Annotated in this window: 21 protein-coding genes and 4 tRNA genes; 3 read left to right on the top strand and 22 right to left on the bottom strand. The window is 68.4% G+C overall.

The window, feature by feature from the left end:
• Positions 1-29 precede the first annotated feature (29 nt).
• From rplJ to GH681_RS14400, 10 genes are all read right to left on the bottom strand, one after another.
• Complete coding sequence (gene rplJ / locus GH681_RS14445; protein WP_153162156.1) at positions 30-530, bottom strand: 50S ribosomal protein L10; 501 nt, start codon at positions 528-530, stop codon at positions 30-32.
• A gap of 226 nt (positions 531-756) precedes the next feature.
• Positions 757-1,464, bottom strand: coding sequence for a 50S ribosomal protein L1 (gene rplA, locus GH681_RS14440; RefSeq protein WP_153162155.1), 708 nt, complete (start codon positions 1,462-1,464; stop codon positions 757-759).
• A gap of 2 nt (positions 1,465-1,466) precedes the next feature.
• The gene (gene rplK, locus GH681_RS14435; protein WP_153162154.1) at positions 1,467-1,898 is read right to left on the bottom strand and encodes a 50S ribosomal protein L11; all 432 of its coding nucleotides are present in this window, start codon (positions 1,896-1,898) and stop codon (positions 1,467-1,469) included.
• Between the two features lie 100 nt (positions 1,899-1,998).
• On the bottom strand, positions 1,999-2,532 hold the full coding sequence (nusG, locus tag GH681_RS14430; RefSeq protein WP_153162153.1) for a transcription termination/antitermination protein NusG: 534 nt from the start codon (positions 2,530-2,532) through the stop codon (positions 1,999-2,001).
• Positions 2,529-2,882, bottom strand: coding sequence for a preprotein translocase subunit SecE (secE, locus tag GH681_RS14425; protein WP_153162152.1), 354 nt, complete (start codon positions 2,880-2,882; stop codon positions 2,529-2,531). The genes nusG and secE overlap by 4 nt, the downstream gene beginning before the upstream one ends.
• Before the next feature lie 25 nt (positions 2,883-2,907).
• Positions 2,908-2,983, bottom strand: a tRNA-Trp gene (locus GH681_RS14420).
• A 61-nt stretch (positions 2,984-3,044) separates the two neighbouring features.
• Positions 3,045-4,235: an elongation factor Tu gene (gene tuf, locus GH681_RS14415; RefSeq protein ID WP_153162151.1), complete on the bottom strand. Its 1,191-nt coding sequence runs from the start codon at positions 4,233-4,235 to the stop codon at positions 3,045-3,047.
• Positions 4,236-4,301: 66 nt separating this feature from the next.
• Positions 4,302-4,376: transfer RNA gene (locus tag GH681_RS14410), tRNA-Thr, on the bottom strand.
• 15 nt (positions 4,377-4,391) lie between these two features.
• A tRNA-Gly gene (locus tag GH681_RS14405) sits at positions 4,392-4,465 on the bottom strand.
• Positions 4,466-4,537: 72 nt separating this feature from the next.
• Positions 4,538-4,622, bottom strand: a tRNA-Tyr gene (locus GH681_RS14400).
• A 115-nt stretch (positions 4,623-4,737) separates the two neighbouring features.
• Here GH681_RS14400 and GH681_RS14395 point away from each other — a divergent pair.
• A complete protein-coding gene (locus GH681_RS14395) occupies positions 4,738-5,547 on the top strand; it encodes an HDOD domain-containing protein (protein WP_153162150.1) in 810 nt (269 codons plus the stop codon).
• Here the strand turns inward: GH681_RS14395 and GH681_RS14390 are convergent, their stop codons facing one another.
• From GH681_RS14390 to nikR, 5 genes are all read right to left on the bottom strand, one after another.
• Positions 5,548-6,261 (bottom strand): energy transducer TonB, encoded by a 714-nt coding sequence (locus GH681_RS14390; RefSeq protein ID WP_153162149.1) that lies wholly within the window; start codon positions 6,259-6,261, stop codon positions 5,548-5,550. It abuts the gene before it with no gap.
• Positions 6,258-8,300: a TonB-dependent receptor gene (locus GH681_RS14385; RefSeq protein ID WP_228111916.1), complete on the bottom strand. Its 2,043-nt coding sequence runs from the start codon at positions 8,298-8,300 to the stop codon at positions 6,258-6,260. The genes GH681_RS14390 and GH681_RS14385 overlap by 4 nt, the downstream gene beginning before the upstream one ends.
• Positions 8,301-8,368: 68 nt before the next feature.
• Positions 8,369-9,187 (bottom strand): nickel transporter, encoded by an 819-nt coding sequence (locus GH681_RS14380; RefSeq protein ID WP_153162148.1) that lies wholly within the window; start codon positions 9,185-9,187, stop codon positions 8,369-8,371.
• A gap of 130 nt (positions 9,188-9,317) precedes the next feature.
• A complete protein-coding gene (locus GH681_RS14375) occupies positions 9,318-10,676 on the bottom strand; it encodes a sensor histidine kinase (protein WP_153162147.1) in 1,359 nt (452 codons plus the stop codon).
• A gap of 3 nt (positions 10,677-10,679) precedes the next feature.
• On the bottom strand, positions 10,680-11,195 hold the full coding sequence (gene nikR / locus GH681_RS14370) for a nickel-responsive transcriptional regulator NikR (protein WP_228111915.1): 516 nt from the start codon (positions 11,193-11,195) through the stop codon (positions 10,680-10,682).
• Between the two features lie 81 nt (positions 11,196-11,276).
• Between nikR and GH681_RS14365 the strand changes: the two genes are divergently transcribed.
• The gene (locus GH681_RS14365) at positions 11,277-11,708 is read left to right on the top strand and encodes a thioesterase family protein (protein WP_153162146.1); all 432 of its coding nucleotides are present in this window, start codon (positions 11,277-11,279) and stop codon (positions 11,706-11,708) included.
• 10 nt (positions 11,709-11,718) lie between these two features.
• Here GH681_RS14365 and GH681_RS14360 read toward each other — a convergent pair whose 3' ends face one another.
• The gene (locus tag GH681_RS14360; protein WP_153162145.1) at positions 11,719-12,741 is read right to left on the bottom strand and encodes a hypothetical protein; all 1,023 of its coding nucleotides are present in this window, start codon (positions 12,739-12,741) and stop codon (positions 11,719-11,721) included.
• Between the two features lie 223 nt (positions 12,742-12,964).
• On the opposite strand from GH681_RS14360, the gene GH681_RS14355 reads away from it, so the two are divergent.
• Positions 12,965-13,897 carry an SH3 domain-containing protein gene (locus GH681_RS14355; RefSeq protein WP_153162144.1) on the top strand — a complete coding sequence of 311 codons (933 nt, stop codon included), beginning with the start codon at positions 12,965-12,967 and terminating at the stop codon, positions 13,895-13,897.
• Between the two features lie 341 nt (positions 13,898-14,238).
• Here GH681_RS14355 and GH681_RS14350 read toward each other — a convergent pair whose 3' ends face one another.
• From GH681_RS14350 to hypE, 6 genes are read right to left on the bottom strand one after another with little or no spacing between them, the layout of a single operon-like run.
• On the bottom strand, positions 14,239-15,678 hold the full coding sequence (locus GH681_RS14350) for a nickel-dependent hydrogenase large subunit (RefSeq protein WP_153162143.1): 1,440 nt from the start codon (positions 15,676-15,678) through the stop codon (positions 14,239-14,241).
• On the bottom strand, positions 15,675-16,670 hold the full coding sequence (locus GH681_RS14345; RefSeq protein ID WP_153162142.1) for a HupU protein: 996 nt from the start codon (positions 16,668-16,670) through the stop codon (positions 15,675-15,677). The genes GH681_RS14350 and GH681_RS14345 overlap by 4 nt, the downstream gene beginning before the upstream one ends.
• Entirely contained in the window at positions 16,667-18,157 is a 1,491-nt protein-coding gene (locus GH681_RS14340; RefSeq protein WP_153162141.1) for a sigma-54 dependent transcriptional regulator, read from the bottom strand. Before GH681_RS14340 ends, GH681_RS14345 begins: the two co-directional genes overlap by 4 nt.
• Positions 18,154-19,884 (bottom strand): hydrogenase maturation protein, encoded by a 1,731-nt coding sequence (locus tag GH681_RS14335; protein ID WP_153162140.1) that lies wholly within the window; start codon positions 19,882-19,884, stop codon positions 18,154-18,156. Before GH681_RS14335 ends, GH681_RS14340 begins: the two co-directional genes overlap by 4 nt.
• 19 nt (positions 19,885-19,903) lie before the next feature.
• Positions 19,904-20,206, bottom strand: a complete 303-nt coding sequence (locus GH681_RS14330) for an antibiotic biosynthesis monooxygenase (RefSeq protein WP_153162139.1) — start codon at positions 20,204-20,206, stop codon at positions 19,904-19,906.
• A 31-nt stretch (positions 20,207-20,237) separates the two neighbouring features.
• Positions 20,238-21,284, bottom strand: a complete 1,047-nt coding sequence (gene hypE / locus GH681_RS14325) for a hydrogenase expression/formation protein HypE (RefSeq protein WP_153162138.1) — start codon at positions 21,282-21,284, stop codon at positions 20,238-20,240.
• Positions 21,285-21,409 lie beyond the last annotated feature (125 nt).

Genomic DNA, 21,409 nt, shown 5'->3' with positions numbered 1-21,409 from the left:
TTTCGTAAGCGTAGTCAGCAACCGGGCGCTCAGGCCGCGGTTTCTTCTTCACGTTTCTTCGCGAGCGCGGCCAGCAGACCGGCAAAGCCGGACACCGGTGCCTGCATGACGCCCAGCAGCTTGGCGAGCAGTTCTTCGCGGCTCGGGATCGCGGCCAGGGCTTGCACGCCAGCCTTGTCGAGCACCTTGCCAGCGTAGGAACCCGCCTTCAGCACGAGCTTGTCGTTGGTCTTCGCGAAATCGGCGAGAACCTTTGCGGCAGCCACGGGATCGGCGGAGATGCTGTAAATCAGCGGGCCGGTCATCTGGTCGGCCAGGCTGGCAAACGGCGTGTCAGCCACTGCGCGGCGAGCCAGGGTGTTCTTCAGCACACGGAGGTAAACGCCAGCGTCACGCGCCTTGGCACGCAGCACGGTGAGGTCGCCGACCTCGATCCCTGCATATTGCGCCACGACGATCGTCTGAGCATTTGCCACTTGCGCCGACACCTCAGCCACTACGGCTTTTTTGTCGTCGAGATTCAGACTCAAGGTCTTTCCTCCTATCAAGTCAACACGCGATGAAAGCTTCCATCGCACCTACGGCGACCTGGATCAGGAGATTGGCACCACGAAGGGCTCGCGATGCGGTAATCCTGTTCTGGGACACCGTCTACGCAGGTTTTCGGTGATTAAGCGTTTGCCGGAGCATCCGCACCTGCGGTCTTTGACGATCCGGCTGCCCTGCCTGTTCAGCGGAGCAACCGGCCCAAAGTTCTTACTGTTGCTGCTGGCCCGACACGGTGGCGGGTTCGACGCGGACGCCGGCACCCATCGTGGAGGAGACAGCAACCTTGCGCAGGTACACGCCCTTGGAGGCGGCCGGCTTGGCCTTGACCAGCGCGTCGATCAGGGCGGCAACGTTCTGCTGCAGCGCTTCGACGGTGAAGGAGGCACGACCCACGGTGGCGTGGATCAGGCCGGCCTTGTCGGTACGGTACTGAACCTGACCGGCCTTGGCGTTCTTCACGGCGGTGGTGACATCCATGGTCACGGTGCCGACCTTCGGGTTCGGCATCAGGCCGCGGGGGCCGAGGATCTGACCGAGGGCGCCGACGACACGCATGGCGTCCGGGGTGGCGATACACAGATCGAAGTCGATCGTGCCGCCCTTGACCTGCTCGGCGAGGTCGTCAAAACCGACGACGTCGGCGCCAGCGGCGCGAGCGGCTTCAGCCTTGTCGCCCTGGGCGAAGACCGCCACGCGGACGGACTTGCCGGTACCGGCAGGCAGAACGACGGAGCCACGAACCAGCTGGTCGGACTTCTTGGCATCCACGCCCAGGTTCACGGCGATGTCGATGGACTCGTCGAACTTGGCAGTGGCGCATTCCTTGACCAGCGACAGGGCTTCGGTCAGGGGGTAGTTCTTGTTGCGATCAACCTTGGCACGCAGGGCCTGAACGCGCTTGGACAGCTTCGCCATGATTACATGCCCTCCACGGTGATGCCCATGCTGCGCGCAGAGCCAGCGATGGTACGAGCAGCGGCGTCGAGGTCCGCAGCGGTGAGATCCTTCATCTTGGCCTTGGCGATTTCTTCGCACTGGGCCTTGGTGATCTTGCCGACCTTGTCGGTATGGGGCTTCGGAGAACCCTTCTGGATGCCGGCGGCCTTCTTGATCAGAATGGTCGCGGGCGGGGTCTTCATCACGAAGGTGAAGCTCTTGTCCGCAAACGCGGTGATCACCACCGGAATCGGCAGGCCGGGCTCAAGACCTTGGGTCTGCGCGTTGAACGTCTTGCAGAACTCCATGATGTTGAGGCCGCGCTGACCAAGGGCCGGGCCGATCGGGGGGCTGGGGTTGGCTTTGCCTGCAGGAACCTGCAGCTTGATGTAGCCAATGATCTTCTTTGCCATCAGGCAACTCCTTTTTGAGTTCTAGCGCACAGCAAAAACCGCCGCGCTCCTCTTGCCCTTGCGGGCGCGAAACGGGGTGCCTCAGGGCACCCCACGAAGATCAGGTCTTCTCGACCTGACCAAAATCCAGTTCGACCGGCGTCGCACGACCGAAGATGGTCACCGACACGCGGATCTTGCTCTTCTCGTAGTTCACGTCTTCGACGGAACCATTGAAATCGGTGAACGGACCTTCCTTGACGCGAACCATCTCGCCCACTTCGAACAGCACCTTCGGACGCGGCTTGTCGACGCCTTCCTTCATCTGCTGCATGATCTTCTCGACTTCCTTCTCGGAAATCGGGGTCGGCTTGTTGGCGGTGCCGCCGACAAAACCGGTGACCTTCGGGGTGGACTTGATGAGATGCCACGTATCGTCGTTCATCTCCATTTCCACCAGCACGTAGCCGGGGAAGAACTTGCGTTCGGTGATGCTCTTCTGGCCGTTCTTCATCTCGACGACTTCTTCGACGGGAACGAGAATCTGACCAAACAGGTCTTGCATACCATCACGCGCGACACGCTCGACAAGCGCGCGCTGGACCGACTTCTCGAAGCCGGAATAGGCATGTACCACGTACCAACGCTTGCTCATGATTTCTTCCAACCCAGGATCAGATCGTAGAGAGCCCACTCGAGGGTCTTGTCAGTAACCCAAAGAAAGACGGCCATGATCACGACGAAGGCAAAGACGATCCCGGTGGTCTGGAATGTTTCCTTGCGCGACGGCCACGCGACTTTCTTGGTTTCGGCAACGGTCTCGTTGGCAAAAACGGCAAAACGCTGTCCGGCCTCGGTCTTCCAGGCTACGGCAGCGCAAAGGGCAACACCGGCGAGCACGGACAGAACGCGCAGCACCATTGCCTGCTCGGAGAGCAGATAGAAGCCCACAACGCCGGCTACCAGTAGAACCAGTGCCAGCGCAAACTTGATTTTGTCGGCCATTGAAACGTGAGTCCGAATGAAACGGTGGCAGGGGCAGAGGGAATCGAACCCCCAACCTTCGGTTTTGGAGACCGACGCTCTGCCAGTTGAGCTATACCCCTGCAGCAGAGACTACGAAACACCCCGCGGGGAGCGGGGCATTCCGAGTACGACTATCGAGAATTACTCGATAACCTTGGCAACGACACCGGCGCCGACGGTACGACCGCCTTCACGGATGGCGAAACGCAGACCTTCTTCCATGGCGATCGGAGCGATCAGCTTGACGGTCATGGAGATGTTGTCGCCCGGCATGACCATCTCGGTGCCTTCCGGCAGGCTGATGGAGCCAGTCACGTCCGTGGTACGGAAGTAGAACTGCGGACGGTAGTTGTTGAAGAACGGGGTGTGACGGCCGCCTTCTTCCTTCGACAGCACGTACACTTCGCCAGTGAAGTGGGTGTGCGGCTTGATGGAGCCCGGCTTGCACAGCACTTGGCCGCGCTGCACGTCTTCACGCTTGGTTCCGCGCAGCAGCACGCCGACGTTGTCGCCAGCCTGACCTTGATCCAGCAGCTTGCGGAACATTTCGACGCCGGTACAGGTCGTCTTGACGGTCGGAACGATACCGACGATCTCGATTTCTTCACCAACCTTGACGATGCCGCGCTCGACACGACCGGTCACCACGGTGCCACGACCGGAGATGGAGAACACGTCTTCGATCGGCAGCAGGAAGGGCTGGTCGATGGCACGTTCCGGGGTCGGAATGTAGGAATCCAGGGCGTCAGCCAGACGGAAGATCGACGGTTCGCCGATGTCGGACTGGTCGCCTTCGAGGGCCTTCAGGGCGGAGCCCTTGACGATGGGCACATCGTCGCCCGGGAATTCGTATTTGGAGAGGAGCTCGCGCACTTCCATTTCGACCAGCTCGAGCAGCTCTTCGTCGTCAACCATGTCGCACTTGTTCAGGTAGACGATGATGTACGGGACGCCAACCTGACGGGCCAGCAGGATGTGCTCGCGGGTCTGGGGCATCGGGCCGTCAGCGGCGGAACACACCAGGATTGCGCCATCCATCTGGGCGGCACCGGTGATCATGTTCTTCACGTAGTCGGCGTGGCCCGGGCAGTCAACGTGAGCGTAGTGACGGCTCTCGGTTTCGTACTCGACGTGCGCGGTGTTGATGGTGATGCCGCGAGCCTTTTCTTCCGGCGCCGCGTCGATCTGGTCATAGGCCTTGGCCTCGCCACCGAACTTGCGCGACAGAACGGTCGTGATTGCAGCGGTCAGCGTGGTCTTGCCGTGGTCAACGTGACCAATCGTGCCGACGTTTACGTGCGGCTTTTTCCGCTCGAATTTTTCCTTGGCCATATCATCAACTCCGCAAAAAAATCAGGAAATTGGAAAACTACTTTGAACGCCGCACCATTGAATCGTTGGTGCCCATGGGCAGGATTGAACTGCCGACCTCTCCCTTACCAAGGGAGTGCTCTGCCACTGAGCTACATGGGCCTCACACACGCAACCTGGAGCGGGTGAAGGGAATCGAACCCTCGTCATAAGCTTGGAAGGCTTCTGCTCTACCATTGAGCTACACCCGCGCTTTACAACGCACGACTCACAACACCGCTCACGTCACCGCAACTCACGGACGGAGCACACAGCAAAACTGTTGGTGGAGGGGGAAGGATTCGAACCTTCGAAGGCAGTGCCGTCAGATTTACAGTCTGATCCCTTTGACCGCTCGGGAACCCCTCCAAGCGAGAAGCTGCGCATTCTAGACATCGGCTTGCCGGTTGTCAAACACAATCGTCGTTTTTCTTGTGACCTCTGTGCTTTAATCCGTTAGGACTACCACGCTGTCGGATAACGCATGTCAATGGACAAGGATTTGCTGGTCGACGCCGTGCTGGCCAGCGGGGTCGTGCTCCCTGCCCCCGGCCCGGGTTTTCTGCGCCTGCGCGCAGCCGCGGCCGACGATGACGCGGGCCCCCGGGAGATGGCGCAGGCGGTGAGCCAGGATCCGGCGATCACCGGTGCGCTGCTGCGGGTCGCCAACTCGCCGGTGTTCCGCCCCCGGAGCGCCCCCCGCACCGCCCAGGAGGCGATCGCCATGCTTGGCCGCACCCGCACCCTCGCTACGGCCGCGAGCGTTGCGCTCAAGGCCCAGAACGACGGGCTCGACCCGCGGGTTGTGGACGCGATCTGGTCCGGCTGCGCGCGGGCCGCCGAGTACAGCTTTGCGGTGGCGCGGGCGACCCGCTTCAAGTCGCTGGCCGACACCGCCTATCTGGCAGCCCTGATGCAGGACGCAGGGATTGCCGTGGTGTTGCGGCGATCGCCCCAGCACGCGGCACTGCTGATCGGCGACGGGCCGACCCTCGAGGCCGGCGCCCGGGCGCTCGACGCCCTCAGCGGCACCGATCACGCCGCCGCCGGTTATCTCGTGGCGCGCAACTGGAAGCTGCCGGTGGAGGTATGCGAGGCGATCCGCGCCCATCACGACCCGAAGCTGACGCGGCGGCTCGGCGACGAAGCCCGCCGGCTGGCCCGCCTGCTGGCGGCCGGGCGACGCGTGCGGGACGGCATCTCACCGGACTGGGCGGATTGGGCCGACGATGTGGCCGAGGAATTTGGCCTCGGCGAAGCGGATCTGGACGAACTGGCTGCCGACGCGCGCTGATCAGCCGGCGTCTTCGGCGCCGAGGCGGAAGCGGATCGGCACCACCACCGACGCCTCCACCGGCTCGCCACCGCGGCGCGCGGGCACGAAACGCCAGTGCCACACGGCGGTGACGGCGGCTTCGTCGAGGGACTCATGCCCGCCGCTCTCGCGCACCTTCACCGCCACCGGAATGCCCTCGGCCGACACCCGCACATCGAGGCGGACGGTGCCTTCCAGCCCGCGACGCCGGGCGATCATCGGATAACCTGGCTTGGGATTGTCGAGATACCTGGCGCCAAAACTGGGCGGCGAATAGCTCGCCGCAGCAGCAGCGACGGGCGGCGCAGCCACCGCAGCCGGAGCCGGCGTCTGGTTTGCCGCCACCGCGGGCGCCAGGGCTGGAGCGGTCGCGATGGCCGGCGCGGGATGATCGGCCCGCGCCTCGGCCACCAGCCGCTGCTGGGGCACGACGGGCTCGGGCCGGGCAACCGCCTTGGGCGGATGGGGCGTTTCAGCCGGCGTCGACTTGTGCGGCCGTGGCTGGGGCGGCGGCGGTTCGACGTGGGGTTTTTCGGGGGTCTTCTCGGGCAGGACTTCCTGCACCAGCCGGGCTTCGAGCAGACGCGGCGGCTCGGTGACCGACGACTTCAATCCGCCCCCCATGCCGAGCGCCAGCGCATGGACGCACAAGGACGCGCCCACCGCCATCACCAGGCCGCGATCGGAGATCACAGCGCCACACGCAGGCCCAGCCGCAGGCTGCGGGGCTCCGAGGGGTGGGCGTGGATGTCGGCGACGGGGAGACTTTCGGACTTCAATTGGGACTCGTAGTAGTAATCGATGTCGCTCACCCGACGGTTGAAGAGGTTGAGCACATCCAGCGACAGGGTGATTCTCCTGTCCAGGCGGAAGCCTACCTTAAGATTGGTCAAGGTCGAGGACGCGGATCGTACCGAATTGTCTTCGATCAGGGGGCGTGCGCCAAAATGTCGCAGGCGCAGGCCGCCAAACCAGCGCTCGCCGGGATCCACTCCGACGCCCACCGACGCGACCACGCCGGCGGCGCCCGGGATCCTCGTGCCAGCCGCATCCGCATCCCGGAAGCGCGCGCTCGACACCGCCAGATCCGCATCCACGCTCACGCCGGGCAGCGGCGTCCACAGGTTGGTCCACTCCACGCCCTGGCGGCGGGACGGCCGGCTCGGCTCGGTGATGCCCGCGTCGCCGACGAACAGCAGTTCGGATGCGATGTCGAGCCGCCACAGGGCCAGCGTCGTCACCCATCCAGCGGCCGGCACGCTGCGCAGCCCCAGCTCGCCGCCGCGAGCGCGCACCAGGGGACGCACCCGCGCCACGGGCTGGCCGAACTCCGCACTGCGCGGATCGGGATTGACGCGGATCGTCGTGCCGCGGGCGTCGTTGCTGTGAAAGCCGTGGCCGTAGTTGGCGTAGAGCTCGGTCCGGGCCCACGGGCCGGCGACGATTCCGAGCTTGGGCGCGGCCAGAAAGGCATCCGCCCGGCCGCTGTTGGCAGCGCCGATGGGCGTGCCGTCGCCCGTCACCTGAAAGCGGTACTCGTCGGCACGCAGCCCGAGGGTGGCGCGCAGCTTTTCCAGCACCTGAATCTGGGCTTCGCCATACACCCCGACGCTGGTCTGATCCACCTTGTCGCTGCGCACCTGCCCATGGCGCTGCCGGGCCTCGGTGAGGAACAGCCCGACCTGGCCGATGTGGTCGTGGCGCAGCTGGCTACCGAGGGTCAGCTCCACCGGCCGCCCGGCCCAGTCGGCGAACCAGCTGCGGCTGCCGCCTGCGCCGACGATCTGACGGCGATCCACCTGCTCGAACTGGTCGCCCCGCAGCGGGTCGTCCATGGCGTAGGTGAAGTTGGAAAACAGGTCGAGGCCGTAGTCGATGAGGTAAGCGTTCGCCCGGCTGCGGCCGCTGGCGTCGCTTGCGGCCCATTCGCCGGAGAGGCTCGCGCGGCGGGTGCGGCCACCGCTGGTTGGGTCGAGGCTGCCGAAGCGGCCGATCAGCCCCTGCTCCACGGCCCGGCGGGGCACCTGATCGGTGGCCGACCAGTGAGACTCGAAGGCCATCAGCGTCGCCGCCCAGCCGTTGTCGACGCTGCCCGACGACAGACGCAGCACGCCATTGAGCCGGCGCAGGTTCTCGCGCTCGGCCCACGGCCCGTTGTTGTAGGCGGCTTCGATGGCGCCCAGCAGCACCGGCCCGCCGTCGCTCACCGGCCGCGACCCCGCCGCGACCAGCCGGTTGTAGTGATGCTGGCCGAGCTCGATCTGCACGAAGTCTGCCGGCAGGCTGCGGAAGTAATCGAGCCGGGCCGAGCCGGCCGCCGAGAAATCCCCGTCCGCCGCGTGGTACGGCCCTTTGCGGTAGCGCACCGACGCGACGAGCTCGGGGATCAGCAGATTGAGGTCGGTGTAGCCCTGCCCGTGGGCGTGGGTGGGGAGGTTGATGGGCATGCCCATCAGCCAGGTGGCGAAGTCGGTGCCGTGGTCGAGGTTGAAGCCGCGCAGATAGTACTGATTGGCCTTGCCGTCGCCGCTGTGCTGGGAGACGACCAGCCCCGGCACCGTCTCCAGCACCTCGGCGGGGCGCAGCAGCGGGCGGGTGGCGAGCTGCCTGCCGCTCACCGTGCCCTCGGTGGCGCTGGCGGCGACGCCAATCAGGTCGGTGCTGCCCGCCTGAACCTCGACGGTCTCGAGCGTGGGCACGCCGCCAGCGATGGCTCCCCCGGCGAGCAACAAGGGCGCAACCTGCGCAATTAAGCAAAAAAGTAATTTCATCCTAACGCGACACGTAAAAAACGGCGGGCTCAGCCCACCGCCTCCGGCGCCGGATCGCGGGCCAGATGGATGCCCAGGATGAAGCTCACAAAGATCACCCCGACCACGCCAAACCCCAGCGCAAGCTCCTTGCCCTCGCCCCACGCCTCGACACCGGGCCAGGCCATCCGCGCCGCGCCCCAGGCCGCCACCAGCAGGCTCATGCCGCCCACGGCGAGCGCCATCACCCGGGAGGCGATCCGCGCGGTGCCGTCGGCCCGGGCGATCAGCCGGGCGATCCAGAAGCCGTTGGCGCCATCCGCCAGCAGCATGCCGAGCATGAAGGTGAGCCCCAGCCCCACCGCGTGGGCCGCGCCGCCGGCCTGCACGCCGGCCACCGCAAACAGCGCCGCCTGGCTCACCGTGTCGAAGGACAGCGCGAACAGCGCCCCCACCAACGCCACGCCCGCCGGATGGGCGATGCGGCCGAGGCGACCCAGCCAGCGCCCCTTGAGGCCGACCGGCAGCACCATTTCGTGCGCTTCGGCGGCCAGCACCGCACGCAAATTGAGCACGCCCAGCAGAGTGAGGAAGCCGATGGAGATCCACGCGCCCGAAACCTCGAGCCACTCCGGCGTCGTCCAGTGGCGCGAGAGCAGGCTCACCGCCAGCGCGATGGCGATCACCACCGCCCCGTGGCCGAGGGAGAACAAAGTGCCGCAGAAGCGCGCCCAGCGCGGGTTGGCGCGGGCGTTGAAGCGCGTCAGGCCGTCGATGGTGGCGAGGTGGTCGGCATCGAAGCCATGCTTCACACCGAAGACGAAGACCAGCAGAACGAGGGCGAGTCCGTCGGCAGGCAGGGCGGTCATGGCGGATTTCCGGATGCGCGTATGAACAAATGATTTTAGTGCATACAACATCCGTGCCAAGCCCTGGGGCCCGCAGATCCGTCCCGCACCGGCCGCTCACCGATCAGATGATGACCAGCGCGCCAACCAATCAGGCAGCCGGGTTTCCAGCCAGGGGCAGCCGCAGCACGAACTCGGCGCCGCCATCGGGATGGTTGCCCGCCTGCAGCGCGCCCCCGTGGCGCTCGACGATGCCGTAGCTGATCGACAGCCCCAGCCCGGTGCCCCGGCCCACCGGCTTGGTGGTGAAGAAGGGGTCGAAGATGTGGGGCAGATGACGTGGCTCGATGCCCGGGCCGTTGTCGTGGAAGCGCAGCACGGCCACGTCGCCCTCGATGCTGCCGGTGATGCGCAGGCGGGCTGTGGGCTGGCCGGCGGTGGCGTCGGCGGCGTTCTGGACGAGGTTCATCACCACCTGCTGCATCGGGCCGGAGGCGCCCACCACCGGCAGGCTGTCGGGGATGTCCACCGTCACCTCGAAGCGCTCCGGCGCCGCCTTGCACACCCACGTCACCGAGCGCTCCACCACCGCACCCAACTCGAAGCGGCTGCTCTCGTCCCGGTCCAGCGCCGAGAAACGCTTGAGGCCGTCGACGATGTCGCGGGTGCGCTCGGCGCCTTCGATGGTGCCTTCGATCAGCGGATCGAGATCGCCCAGGATGCGGTCGATGCGCAGGCGCTCGCGCAGGGCCTGGATGTCTTCGGGCACGCCGCCGGCGTGGACGGCGCCCAGGTATTCCCCCAGCCGCGAGGCGTAGCGACGCAGGGCGTGGGTGTTGCCGAGGATGAAGCTGATGGGGTTGTTGAGCTCGTGGGCGACGCCCGCCACCAGCCGCCCCAGGGACGCCATCTTCTCGGAGTGGAGCAGCTGCTGCTGGGTGCGCTTGAGATCGTCGTGGGCCTGGCGCAGGGCCGAGTACGCCTTGCGCAGCTCGCCCACCGGGCGGCCGGTGACCACCACCCCCAACGACTTGCCCACCGACGAATAGCGCGGCGTGCAGTTGAGGGACACCGGCACCGCCGAACCGTCGGCCGCGCGCAGGGCCAGCTCGCAGTCGTGCACCGGCGCGTCGCTGCGCAGGGCGAACAGGCCTTTGGCCACATCCACCGCCGCCGGATCGGCCAGCAGATCGAAGAACAGGGTGCCGCGCAGGCTCTCCACCGATCGCCCGGTGAAGACTTCCAGCGAGCGGTTCACGTCGTCGATCCGCCCGCTGCGGTCGCACACCACCAGGATGTCCGAGATCGAGGTGAGCACCGACAGGATGAAACCCTGGCTCTCCTCCAGCTTGGCGTTCTTCTCTTCGAGGGCGACTTCGTACTGGAGGAGGTCGGAATACACCTCGTCCATCTTCTGGATCACGTCGATCCAGGCGCCCTCGCCCACCCCTTCCGGCGCGGCGGCCAGCAGGGCGGAGGAATCGGGCAGCGGACGTTCGGGCTTGGCCATCGCTTACGAGCGCGGCCGGTAATGGCCGTGGGGATGGGGGTGAGCGTGGCTGTGCTCGCCGTCGCCGTGGCTGTGGGGCTGGTTACGGAAGTCAGCGGTGACCAGGTTGAGCGCCCCGTGACGCACGCCGGGCTTGGCGATCAGCGCCTCGGCGAAGGCCCGCACCTGGGCGGTGGGCCCGCGCAGGATCACGCTCTCCATGCAGTTATCGTGGTCCAGGTGGGCGTGCAGCGTGGCCACGCAGAGGTCGTGGTGCTCGTGCTGGTCGTGGGTGACGCGCTCGGCGAGCTCCCGCTCGTGGTGGTTGTACACATACGAGAGGTTAGCGATGCAGTGGGGCGCCTCTTCCCGGGCCAGGCGGTTCTGTTCGAGCTGGGCGCGCAGGATGTCGCGCACCGCCTCCGAGCGGTTGGAGTAGCCCCGCGCGGCGATCAGCGCGTCGAAGGCGCGGGCCAGGTCTTCGTCTAGCGAGATGGTGAAGCGTTCCACGATGGGCTCCGGGCAGGACAGGCGGGTCATTCTGCCCGCCCCCACCGCCGGCGGCAATCGCCGGCCGCGGTGCCATAATCGGCGCTTTCCGACTTCCGCCGAGATCGCCCCATGGCCCGCATCAAGATCGAACTGCCCGACCGCTTTGCGTTTTCCACCGAAGTGCCGATCCACATCGGCCTCATCAACTACGGCCACCACCTGGACAACGCCGCGCTGCTGTCGCTGGTGTCCGAGGCGCGGGTGCGCTTCTTCAAGTCGCTGGGCTACACCGAGCTGGACGTGGACGGCGTCGGCATCGTGGTGGCGGACGCCGCGGTGCAGTACAAATCCGAAGGCTTCCACGGCGAGGTGCTGGTGTTCGAGATGGCGCCGGACGACTTCAACAAATACGGCTGCGATCTGGTGTGGCGCGCCACCGACAAGGCCAGCGGCCGCGAAGTGGCCCGGGGCAAGACCGGGATCATCTTCTTCGACTACCAGCAGCGCAAGGCGGCGCCGGTGCCCGCGGGTTTCGTCGCCAAGACCGCGCCCGCAGCCTGACGCGCCTGAGCTACACGTTCACATCCACCTGCTGGACGGTGCCCACGGTGCCGTCCTCGCTCACCCAGATGCCCGAGCTGCGCACCGCGCCCAGATCGGCCCCGCCCTCCTTGAGGGTGAAGGGCGTGGCGCTGCGGCCGAGGTAAACCGCCCCGACGCCGCGCTCGCCCAAGCTGGCCACATCACCGCCGCCTTTCGCGTCTGGCGTCCATACGCCCAGCCGGCCGAACACCGGGTCGGCCTCGTCGATCCAGCCGTTGCTGTCGCTGTCGTACGCGGCCAGATCGGCAAAGCCGTCGCCGCTCGCCGGCCCGAACAGCTGGCGGCCGGATTGCACCTCGCCCGACTCAACCGCGTCCAGCACCAGAAAGCCGCTGCCGCTGGCAAGGCGCGGCATGTCCACCTCCTTGCCGTCGCCCATCAGGTCGAAGCGGAAGCGCTGGCTGGTGAGGCTCGCCGCGTTGCCGCCGAAGTTGATCACCAGCGGGTCCTTGCTCACCGCCGCGTTGCCGGCGCGCAGGCTCACGCTGCTGGTTTCGGTCTCGCTGCGGCTCATCGACAAGCCGACGCTGAAATTGATGTCCTTGCCGTCGGCGGTGCGGATCGTGCCGCTCGCCTCGAAGGTGCTCGCTTCAAAGGTCTCGCGGGTCTCGGTGCGGTCGTACTCGATGCCGAAATCGGGCGGTGGCGGGGCCGGCTGGCTGGCCGCCTCACCAGTCGCCATATCGGTCGTCGACATCACCTCGATGCGCCGGCCGGTCATCATCTCGACGATGGACTTGATGAGCGCCAGCCGCGGGTCGATGTCGGCATCCTCGCCGTCGATCTTTCCAGCGGCATCGGTGGCAGCGCTCTTGTCGAGATCCAGTGCCTGGCGGGCCGCGTTCGAAACCACCACACTGCGAGGTGTCGGGCGGTCGGCATCCTCCGTCGGCCGGGCGCCAACCCAGGCCCGCAGGCGCTCCGACACCTCCACCCGGCTGGTGCTCAGGTGGGCGGCGGAAAGGCTCAGATCGGCGGAAGCGATTTTCATGGCGGGCTCCTCGAAGGGCAGTGACTTGCCCGATTCAACGGCGCCGCCCCAGCCGACTTGACCACCAGACAGGGGGACGACAGCCCATCCGCACGCCGGCCTCAACCGCGAAACCTGTGCTTACACACGGATCGCGACGGCGCGCTGCCAGCCCACTAAGATTCGATTGAAACCCCTCGCGCGCCGCCCCTGCGGCGTGCCGACCACCCTACCGGGAACCGCCATGCCCAGCCTGTCCTCCCTGCGCCGCCCCCTCGCCGTTCTGGCGGGCAGCGCCGCCCTGCTCCTGCCCCTCAGCGCCGCCGCGCAGAACGCCATCGTCACCCAGCCCGCCCAGCTCTTCGCCGGCCCGGCGCCGGACTACCCGGTGATCGCCGCGGTCTATCCCGGACTCGAGGTGAGCGTCATCGGCTGTCTGGCCGATTACATGTGGTGCGACGTGGTGCTGCAGGACGGCCTGCGCGGCTGGGCCTACGGGCCGAGCCTGGCCTACGGCTGGATGGGCAACGCGCTGCCGGTGCCGGATTACGGGCCGTCCCTGGGGATTCCCCTCGTCACCTTCTTCATCGGCGACTACTGGGGCCGCCACTACCGCCACCAGCCGTGGTTCGACGAATACCGCTGGCGCCAGCCCCCGCCGCCTCCGCCGCGCTTCATCCCGCCGCCACACCACCACGATGGCAGGCAGGCGCCCTACCCGCCCCGCTGGGTGCAGCCGGGCATGCCGCCCCGTGACGACCGGCGAGACGACCGGTGGAACGATCGGCGCGACGACCGCTGGCGCGGCAACGACCAGCCCCCGCGCCGGGATTTCAACCGCGGCGACGTGCCCCAGGCCGCACCGGCACCGATGCCCCAACAGCCCCCCCAGCAACCGCCCCAGTTCCGCCAGGAACCCGGCCGCAACTTCAATCCCCGCGCGGACGACAACCGCGAGCGGCGCAACGACGGCGCCCAGCAGCAGCCCTTCCCGCCCCGCTTCACGCCAGCACCTGCGCCAGCCCCCGTCGCCCCGCAGATCGCGCCACCGCAACCACCCCGCCAGGAAAACCGCTTCACCCCGCCGCCCCAGCCTCAGCAACCTCAGGCCCAGCCCCAGCCCCGCGGCGGCGACGGCCCGCGCAACCGCTTCGGCGGGCGGATGGACGAACGCTGATATCTCGGGCTCGCGGCCTCGACCTTTCCTGCACCGATGACGGCAGGCGGAAATGTCTGCCGGAGGTGGGCCGCAGGCTCGGCCGGGGAATCTCCCACTGGGCACGGGTGACAGCCCAGCGAAGCCGACGTCGCCTCAAAATGAGTCGGCATGAGGGTGGCGGCGACCCCCTCGGGGGGTGCGGACAGGGTCGATGGGGGTCAGCGGGAGCCGATGTCGATGAGCCATCACCCGACGTCGGCGCCCGCGAGGTCGGGCACGATTCAACGGAAGGCAACGCCCCTGAAGGCAGACTCGCCTGCGCAGACCACTCGCCCGACGCGGATGGAGGCGTACTGAAGCTAGTGGACGGTGCACACCATGCAAGGATCGAAACTCCGCACCACGTGCTGCACCAGCAGCGGCTCGGCTTCCGGCAGACCGACCAGGGCCTGCTCCAGCGCGCCAGGCGTGCCAGCGGCGTCGCGGGGCGAGAAGTTCCAGGTGGTGGGCGCGATGATCTGGTAGCGCACGATGTGGCCGCCGCGCACGGTGAGCCAGTGCCCCAGCGCGCCCCGGGCGGCCTCCACCAGCCCACAGCCGCGGCCATCGGTGGGGAGCATCGTCTGCGCGCAGAACGGCCCGTCGTCGAGGGCCTTCAGCCACTGTTCCATCGCCGGCACCACCAGCGCCAACTCCAGCAGCCGGGCGATGACCCGGCTCGCCACGTTGCCGCCGTGCTCCATCACCAGCTCGCGGATCAGCGGGTGGCCGGCCACCACCTGGCGGGCCAGCGCGCCGCATTCGGCCACCTGACCCTGCCAGCGCGGCGCCTTGCACCAGGTGTAGGCGCCATCCTTGTGTTCCACCGGCCGGGTGTCGCCCTCGGAGGGATGGCGCGGCACGTCGGCCTCCAGCCAGGCGTGGGAGACGTCCTCGACCACATCCGCCGGCTCGAAGGGCTGCAGGGCGCCGGCCGGCAGGTCGAGCACGCCGCGGGGGAAGAGCCAGCCGGCGTCCTTGGGATAGGCGCCGTGGCTGAGGAAGCGGTCCGTCGCACGGCCGATGCGGGCGAGCTGCAGGTCATCGGCGATCGCCAGGAACAGCCGGAAGTCGCTGGCCGTGGCCGGCCGGGCGTCCATCCAGCGGCGCAGCGCGGCAACCGAATCGATGCCGGCGATGGCCTCCAGCCGGTCGCCGAAGAGGTGTCGCTCCAGCCACGCTCGGAACTCCCGCAGCGCCGCGAAGACCCGAAGCCGCTCGGCGGTCTGGGGCGCCCGGGCCACGCCGCCGGGCTGCAGCGTCATGCTGTGGGGCCACTTGCCGGCCAGGCTGCCCATGATCTGCAGGAAGGCCGCCCGGGCCGGCAGGGCGTCGGCAGTGGCGCTGCCGGTGGTGGCCTTGAAGCGCGCCGCGGCGGCGTCGAACCACGGCCGGCCGCGGTAGGCGTCCCGCGCGAAGTCCGGCATGAAGAAGAGGTAGAAGTGGGTGAAGTGGTCGGCCAGGTTCTCGGCCGCCAGGATCAGGTTGCTCACCCGCTGGCCGTTGGGTGTGGGCCGCACACCGGCCAGATCGGCCAGCGCCGCCGCCGCCGCGGCCGACTGGGACACCGAGCAGATGCCGCAGATGCGCGGCACGATGGCCAGCGCGTCCATCGGCTCGCGGCCGATCAGGATCTGCTCGAATCCGCGGAAGAGCGGCGAATTGACGTACGCCGCCGCCACCCGGCCACCCTCGAAATCGAGGCTCACCTCCAGGTCGCCCTCGACGCGGTTGAAGGGCCCCACCACCACTCTGCTCATTTCAGCCCCGTCTTGCGAATGGCCGGCGCGAGCACCGGCGTCTCGACCACGGCGTTCTGGCGCACGCGCGCCGGGGTGGCCGACTTGGACAGCGCCGCCAGCGCCACGAACCACGCCTTGGGCATGTCGGAGGGCAGGCCGATGGGGATGCCGGCCACCTTGGGCGTGCGGTCGAAGGCGTGGCCCGGCGACTCGAAGCCCGGCTCGGTGCAGCTGATGCACGGGTAGCCGCCGTTGGTGCACGAGCCGGCGCCGTTCCACGGCCGGGTGTTGCAGTCGGCGTGGGCCTGGGTGCCCTTGCAGCCCAGGTGCTCCATCATGCAGCCCAGGTCGCCGGGCTTCTCGGCGCTGGCCTTGAACTCGTAGAACTCGTTGCGGTTGCAGCCGTGGTGCACCAGCTGGTCGGCGTAGAAGCGCGGCCGGCCGAGGGCGTCGAGATCGGCCTCGCCGAACTGCCCGAGGGCGAGGGCCAGCAGGGTGTCGGTGACCCAGTCCGGGTGGGTCGGGCAGCCGGCCACGTTGATCACCGGCAGGCCGGCGGCCGAGCGGTAGTCGGCCCCGAGCAGCCCGCCCCGGTGGTCGCCGTCGTACTGCAGGCCGGTGGCGCCCGACGGGTTGTTGCCCGCCGCGGTGATGCCGCCGTAGGCCGCGCAGGTGCCCACGCCCAGGGTGAAGCGGGCGCGGGCGGCGAGGCGCTTCACCCAGTCGATCATCGGCCGGCCGGTGCCCGCCAGCATGTGGAAGCGCCCGCTGCCGTTGGGGCCGGTGAGGAGCGAGCCTTCGACGCACAGCAGGTCCAGCGGTTTGGCGCCGGATTCGAAATCGGCCAGCAGCCCACGCACCTCGTCGCCCGAGGCTTCGGAGAGCGATGGATGCCAAGCGAGGGTGATGCCAGCCGACGACAGCAGCCCCAGCACGTCCCGCGCGCCGGAGCACAGCAGCGACATGGTGCAGCCGCCACAGCCGCCGGACTGGAGCCACAGGAGGTTCATTCGTCGTCGCCCCCCTTGCCGCCGTCGAGCCCAAAACGGGCCAGCTTGGCGCGCAGGCCCACGCGGGACAGACCCAGCTCGTTGGCGGCGCGGGTCTTGTTCCAGCGCAGGCGGATCAAAGTCTCCTTGAGCACGCGGGCTTCCAGCGCATCGACGCGCTCCTGCAGGGTGCCGGAGAAGCCCACCGCTGCGAGCTCGTCCACCGGACCGTCGGGGCGACCGTCGGCGCCGGCCTGGAGCACCCGCGGCGCCAGCAGGTGGGCGCCCAGGCGCGGCTCGGTGGCCAGCGCCAGCATGCGCAGGATGGCGTTCTGCAGCTCGCGCACGTTGCCCGGCCAGCGGTAGGCCGACAGGCAGGCCAGGGCTTCGGCGGTAAAGCCTTCGGTGTCCTTGCCCAGCGCGCGGCGGCTGGCCTCGAGCAGGCGCTCGGCGAGCAGCGGGATGTCCATCGGGCGCTCGCGCAGGGGCGGCACGTGGATGGGCACGATGGCGAGGCGGTAGTACAGATCCTCCCGGAAGCGGCCTTCGCGCACCTCGGTTTCCAGATCGCGGTTGGTGGCGGCGATGACGCGCACGTCCACCGTCATCGGGCGCGGGCTGCCCAGAGGGCGGAACTCGCCCTCCTGCAGCACGCGCAGCAGCTTGACCTGGAAGGCCGGCGAGGTTTCGCCGATCTCGTCGAGGAACAGCGTGCCACCGTCGGCCTGCTGGAACAGGCCGGTGCGGTCTTCATAGGCGCCGGTGAAGGCGCCGCGCTTGTAGCCGAACAGCTCGGCCTCCAGCAGCTCGTCGGGCAGCGCGCCGCAGTTTTCCACCACGAAGGCCTTGTCGGCGCGGCGGCTGCGATAGTGGATGGCGCGGGCAATCATCTCCTTGCCGGTGCCGGATTCGCCGGAGATGAGCACGGAGAGGTCGAAGGGCGCCACCTGGGCGATCAGGTCGCACACCGGGTTAAGTGGGCTGTCCGGCGCGCGGGTGAGGCCGTCGAGCCCGAATTCGCGCTTCACGCGCTCGTACTTCATCTCGACGCGCTTCTTGAGCACCGGGCCGGTGGTGCGCAGCTCCAGGCTCAGGCGCTGGTTCTCGGCCTGCAGGCGGTGCAGCTCGGCGGCGTTGCGCATGGCCATCAGCAGGCTGTCGGGCTGCCAGGGCTTGAGCAGGTACTGATAGATGCCCGCGTCGTTGATGCCGGCGATGATGTCTTCCGAGTCGGTGTAGCCCGAGATGATGATGCGCACCACGTCGGGCCATTGCTCGCGCACCCGCTTGAGGAAGGACACGCCGGATTCTCCGGGCATGCGCTGGTCGCACAGCAGCACCTGCACCGTCTCGCGCTCGAGTATCTTCCAGGCATCTTCGGCGGAGGACGCGGTGAAGACTTCGAACTCTTCGTCGAGGGTGCGGCGCAGGGCTTCCTGGGAGCGGACTTCGTCGTCCACCACCAGCACGGACGGCAATCGGGCGGCAGGTTTGATCGGGTTGTTCATCGCTTGGCTGGGCTGGCCCCGGCGCGGTCGCGGTGCCGGGCGAGGTGGCGCGGCGTCCAGGACTGGGGGCTCTTCATCACGAAATGGTAGCGCGCCCCGTGGTAGCTGGGGTCGAAGCCATAGAAGTTGCGGTGCATCCGGGCGAGCTCTTCGTCCCGGTAGGCGGAGAGGGGTTTGACGGCTTCGTCAGCCGCGCGGCGGGCCTGCCTGGCGGCGAGCTGCGCGGGGTAGTCCGGCGCTTCGGCGAGCGCCTGGGCGCGGGCGAGCACCTCGGCCTCGAAGGCCGGGCGGTCGGCGCCAAAGGCGGCGTCGATCAGGCCCGTCCGGGCTGCTCGGGTGGCGCCCAGGGGCAGGCGTTCGGCCATGATCGCCCGGGCCGCGGCGTCGCCCACCCGGCCGGGCAGCAGGTAGGTCCAGTACTCCGATCCGTACAGGTTGCCCATGTTCTTGTAGTGGGGGTTGAGGATCACGCCCTCGCGCGCCCACACGTGGTCGGCCGCCAGCGCCAGAAAGCACCCGCCGGCGCCGGCGTTACCGCGCAGCGCAGCCACGGTGAGACGATCGGTGAGCTGCAGGATGGCGAGGCACACGTCGTCGATGGCGTTGATGTTGGCCCAGGATTCGTCCGCCGCCGAGCCGCCGGCCTGCTGCTGGGCCTCGATGCGGTTGAGGTGGATGCCGTTGGACCAGAAGTCCGCCCCCCCCTCCAGCACCAGCACGCGGGTGGGCCGGGCGCGGGCGAAGGCGATGGCGTCGATGAGGCGCCGACACTGGTCGGTAGCCATCGCGCCGTTGTAGAAATCGAAGGAGAGCATGCCGACGGCGCCCTCCTCCCGGTAGCGCAGCTCGCCCCAGTCGGCGGCATCGCGCATCAGCGGCGCGGGGCGCTCGGGCAGCTTGGCGGCCTCGGCGGCGAAGGCCACGGAGGCGGGGAGCTTGATGCCGCCCGGCCGCTTCACGTGGCCGATCCACAGGGCGCCGTCGCGGGTCGCCCGCAGCACGGCACCGTCGCGGCGGGCGATGAGCTGGCCGGGCACGGCGCCGGGTTCAAACGCCGCCGGGTGGGCGTCGAAGAGGTGGCAGAGCTCGCCGAACAGCGCGTCGGCGACGCCGGGAAAGCCGTCGGCGGCGCGGATGCGGGCGAGGATGGTCGCGGTGTCGTCACGGGCCCAGTCGATGGCGCGATCCGCCTGGCGCATCAGCGGCTGGAGCGTGCCGCGCACGGCGGGGTCATCGGTCGCCGGGCGCAGCGGCTGCCAGTTTCCGGCACGCCAGTCGTCGAAGCGCGCCAAGGCCTCGCGCACGGCGGCCAGCGCGGCCTCGGTCACTTCGTTGCGATAGACGCTGGCCTTGGGCGCGGCGCGCATCGGGAAGACGCGGCTCGCCCACACCGGGCCGGCGTCCATTTCGGCTTCGGCCTGCAGCACGGTGACGCCCCACTCGGCCTCGCCCCGCTGGATCGCCCAGTCGAGGGCCGACGGGCCGCGGTCACCGACGATGCCCGGATGCACGATCAGGCACGGCAGGCGCGGCCACACGGATTCGGGGATCGCCCGCTTGAGGAAAGGCGCCAGCAGCAGATCGGGCTGGAACAGCGCGACGGCCTCTTCGGTGACCGAATCGGCGATGTCGAACTCCACCGAGAGGTCGTGACCGTCCGCCACCAGCGCGTCGAAGAGGCGCTGGGTGAGGCTGTTGAAGCTGTGGGTGAGGACGAGGATGCGCATTCGGGCGGCCGGGCGGCGCTTACAGCACCGCCTCGAAACCCTCGAACTGGGGCGGACCGAGATAGATGTCGCGGCTGCTGCCGGCGCCGGCGTGGGCCTTGCGAAAGGCTTCGGAGCGCGTCCAGGCCTCGAAGGCAGCGGCGGATTCCCACACCGAGTGGCTGGCGAAGAGCGTGAACTCCGGCGTGGTCGGCCCCTGCAGCAGGTTGAAGGACTGGAAGCCGGGCACCTCGTCCAGGTGCGATTCGCGCTTCTTCCAGATGTCGATGAATTCGGCCTCGCGGCCCGGGGCAATGCGGAAGCGGTTCATGGCGATGAACATGGCGGGCTCTCCGGAAAAGGGAAAAACGGAATCAGCAGATGCGCGGCAGCTGCTCGCCAGCGAGCCAGTCCACCATGCGGCGGCCGCCGAAGGCGGTCTTCATCTGCACGAAGCGGTGCTCGTCGGCGATGACCTCGCCCACCCGGGCGGCACGGGCGCCGAGGGGATGGGCGCGCAGCGCGGCGACCAGCGCGTCGGCTTCATCGGCCGGGCACACGGCGATCAGCTTGCCTTCGTTGGCGATGTTGAGGGGGTCGAGGCCGAGGAACTCGCAGGCGGCGGCCACCTGCGGGTCGACCGGGATCGCCGCCTCGTCGAGCACGATGCCGACGCCGGATTGCTGGGCGATCTCGTTGAGCGTCGCCGCCAGCCCGCCGCGGGTCGGGTCGCGCAAGAGGCGCAGGCCCGGCGCGGCCGCCATCGCCACGGCGGCGAGGCCGTGGAGCGCGGCGGTGTCGGAACGGATCTCGGAGTCGAAGGCGAGGTTCTCACGCTGGGCCATGATGGCCATGCCGTGGTCGCCGAGGGTGCCGGAGACGATCACCGCATCGCCCGCCCGGGCGTTGGCGCCGGAGAGATTGCTGCCCGCAGGCAGCGCGCCGATGCCGGTGGTGGTGATGAACACCCCGTCGCCCTTGCCCTTCTCGACGACCTTGGTGTCGCCGGTGACCACCGGCACGCCGGCCTCCCTGGCCGCGGCCGCCATGCTGGCGACGATGCGGGCGAGATCGGCGAGGGGGAAGCCCTCTTCGAGGACGAAGCTGGCGGCGAGATACAGCGGCCGGGCGCCCATCACCGCCACGTCATTGACGGTGCCATGCACCGCCAGGCAGCCGATGTCGCCGCCGGGAAAGAACAGCGGCGAGACCACGTGGGCGTCGGTGGCGACCACCAGCCGCTCGCCGGGCCCGGGGGCCGGCAGCACGGCGCCGTCGTCGCCCTGGCGCAGCCATTCGTTGTCGAAGGCCTTGCCGAAGACGTCGGAGATGAGCTGGACCATCGCGCGGCCACCGCCGCCGTGGGAGAGATCGACGCTGCCGTGACGCAGGTCGAGGGGTCGGACGTAGTTTTTCTTCATCGCCGGGCCGCCCCAAGATGAAAAAGCGCCCCCTCGGGGGGCAGCGATCCCGCGCAGCGGGTGAGAGTGGGGGTATTTTTCATCGCACGCGTGTCGTTTCGGTCGGAGGCCCGGCCGCTCCGGCA

It is taken from the genome of Zoogloea sp. 1C4, assembly GCF_009469605.1.
Lineage (GTDB): Bacteria > Pseudomonadota > Gammaproteobacteria > Burkholderiales > Rhodocyclaceae > Zoogloea > Zoogloea oryzae.
This window is presented reverse-complemented; position numbering and strand designations above follow the sequence as displayed.

Excerpts from the sequence above, each read along its gene's own strand:
- GH681_RS14380 (WP_153162148.1), bottom strand. The coding sequence starts at position 9,187 with ATGACCGCCCTGCCTGCCGACGGACTCGCCCTCGTTCTGCTGGTCTTC.
- secE (WP_153162152.1), bottom strand. The coding sequence starts at position 2,882 with ATGGCCGACAAAATCAAGTTTGCGCTGGCACTGGTTCTACTGGTAGCC.
- GH681_RS14395 (WP_153162150.1), top strand. The coding sequence starts at position 4,738 with ATGTCAATGGACAAGGATTTGCTGGTCGACGCCGTGCTGGCCAGCGGG.
- GH681_RS14360 (WP_153162145.1), bottom strand. The coding sequence starts at position 12,741 with ATGAAAATCGCTTCCGCCGATCTGAGCCTTTCCGCCGCCCACCTGAGC.
- GH681_RS14355 (WP_153162144.1), top strand. The coding sequence starts at position 12,965 with ATGCCCAGCCTGTCCTCCCTGCGCCGCCCCCTCGCCGTTCTGGCGGGC.
- nikR (WP_228111915.1), bottom strand. The coding sequence starts at position 11,195 with ATGACCCGCCTGTCCTGCCCGGAGCCCATCGTGGAACGCTTCACCATC.
- nusG (WP_153162153.1), bottom strand. The coding sequence starts at position 2,532 with ATGAGCAAGCGTTGGTACGTGGTACATGCCTATTCCGGCTTCGAGAAG.
- GH681_RS14365 (WP_153162146.1), top strand. The coding sequence starts at position 11,277 with ATGGCCCGCATCAAGATCGAACTGCCCGACCGCTTTGCGTTTTCCACC.
- GH681_RS14335 (WP_153162140.1), bottom strand. The coding sequence starts at position 19,884 with ATGCGCATCCTCGTCCTCACCCACAGCTTCAACAGCCTCACCCAGCGC.
- GH681_RS14345 (WP_153162142.1), bottom strand. The coding sequence starts at position 16,670 with ATGAACCTCCTGTGGCTCCAGTCCGGCGGCTGTGGCGGCTGCACCATG.
- GH681_RS14330 (WP_153162139.1), bottom strand. The coding sequence starts at position 20,206 with ATGTTCATCGCCATGAACCGCTTCCGCATTGCCCCGGGCCGCGAGGCC.
- GH681_RS14340 (WP_153162141.1), bottom strand. The coding sequence starts at position 18,157 with ATGAACAACCCGATCAAACCTGCCGCCCGATTGCCGTCCGTGCTGGTG.
- rplK (WP_153162154.1), bottom strand. The coding sequence starts at position 1,898 with ATGGCAAAGAAGATCATTGGCTACATCAAGCTGCAGGTTCCTGCAGGC.
- GH681_RS14350 (WP_153162143.1), bottom strand. The coding sequence starts at position 15,678 with ATGAGCAGAGTGGTGGTGGGGCCCTTCAACCGCGTCGAGGGCGACCTG.
- hypE (WP_153162138.1), bottom strand. The coding sequence starts at position 21,284 with ATGAAGAAAAACTACGTCCGACCCCTCGACCTGCGTCACGGCAGCGTC.
- GH681_RS14375 (WP_153162147.1), bottom strand. The coding sequence starts at position 10,676 with ATGGCCAAGCCCGAACGTCCGCTGCCCGATTCCTCCGCCCTGCTGGCC.
- tuf (WP_153162151.1), bottom strand. The coding sequence starts at position 4,235 with ATGGCCAAGGAAAAATTCGAGCGGAAAAAGCCGCACGTAAACGTCGGC.
- rplA (WP_153162155.1), bottom strand. The coding sequence starts at position 1,464 with ATGGCGAAGCTGTCCAAGCGCGTTCAGGCCCTGCGTGCCAAGGTTGAT.